The organism is Vibrio sp. 10N.261.51.A4 (genome assembly GCF_041471945.1).
Classification (GTDB): Bacteria; Pseudomonadota; Gammaproteobacteria; order Enterobacterales; family Vibrionaceae; genus Vibrio; species Vibrio crassostreae_C.
Genome location: NZ_JBFRPJ010000107.1, coordinates 1 through 1051 on the forward strand (window position 1 = coordinate 1; position 1051 = coordinate 1051).

Here is a 1051-nt window from a genome sequence, read left to right on the forward strand (position 1 = left end):
GGCTTTGTTTCCTAATTGGATCTCAGATAGAAACGGCCAGTATGGGTGATTATTAGGCTATTTCTATCGTTTTAGGCATACCTAACCCTGTGAGCTTATTCAACGCTTTAATCATGGCGTAGGTTTCACCAACCTGAGCATTATAGTTTCTTAAACTTAATCGCCCACCAAACAGTGTCTTTACACGGAACATAGCCGTCTCTGAAAGTGACCGTTTATGGTAACCGTACTTCTTTTTCCAATGTTTATTTGAGCCGTATAATTTCTGGCAAGCTACCGCCAGATTACGGGGGTGACCTCGTAACCAAAAAGCAGCACCTTCTCTCGGTGGAATAAGTGGAACAGCTTGTTTAATACGTATTGCTTCGTAGCATTGTCTTGTATCGTAAGCTCCATCACCAGATATCTCATTGATTCTACGACGAGTTTGATTCAGTAAATTAGGAAGAGCTTCACCGTCAGTGACATTCGATAAACTTAACTCAGCCGCAATGATTTCATGAGTGCCAGTGTCTACGGCTAAATGGAGCTTACGCCAAACTCGACGCTTCCCGTCAGTACCATGTTTTTTTACTTTCCATTCACCTTCACCGTAGACCTTTAGCCCTGTTGCATCAATGGCTAAATGCTGTATTGCGCCTCGGGTCTTTGTCTTGAATGACACATTAACCGTTTTGGCTCGTTTACTGATGCATGAATAATGAGGACATGACAACGGGAGTTGAGCGAGTTTGAAAACAGAATCGATGAATCCTTGTAACGCTCTCAACGGCATCGCGAATACTCGTTTAACCATGAGGGCGGTCGTAATGGCTAAGTCACTAAACAATCGAGGTCGACCTCGTTTACCTTGCTTGAGTTGCTTCCACTGTTGAATCGCTTCCTCATCAATCCAGAATGTCAGTGAACCACGATTGATTAGGGCTTGGTTATATTGTTTCCAGTTAGTTGTTCTGTAGCGAGGCTTTGGCATTGCTCTAAGTATGTGAGTGAACTTAGATGATCTGATCGTAGCTTTAAGCATTAGTTCCCTGATTTAGGAAACAAAGCC

The 1051-nt window shown here is 43.1% G+C and carries 1 protein-coding gene; it reads right to left on the reverse strand.

All coding sequences use genetic code 11. The features are described from left to right. Positions 1-52: 52 nt before the first annotated feature. Positions 53-973 carry an IS5 family transposase gene (locus tag AB4384_RS21690; protein ID WP_029236538.1) on the reverse strand — a complete coding sequence of 307 codons (921 nt, stop codon included), beginning with the start codon at positions 971-973 and terminating at the stop codon, positions 53-55. Between the last annotated feature and the right edge of the window lie 78 nt (positions 974-1051).

What these genes read in the sequence shown, in the direction of transcription:
- AB4384_RS21690 (WP_029236538.1), bottom strand. Translation starts at nt 973, where the DNA reads ATGCCAAAGCCTCGCTACAGAACAACTAACTGGAAACAATATAACCAA.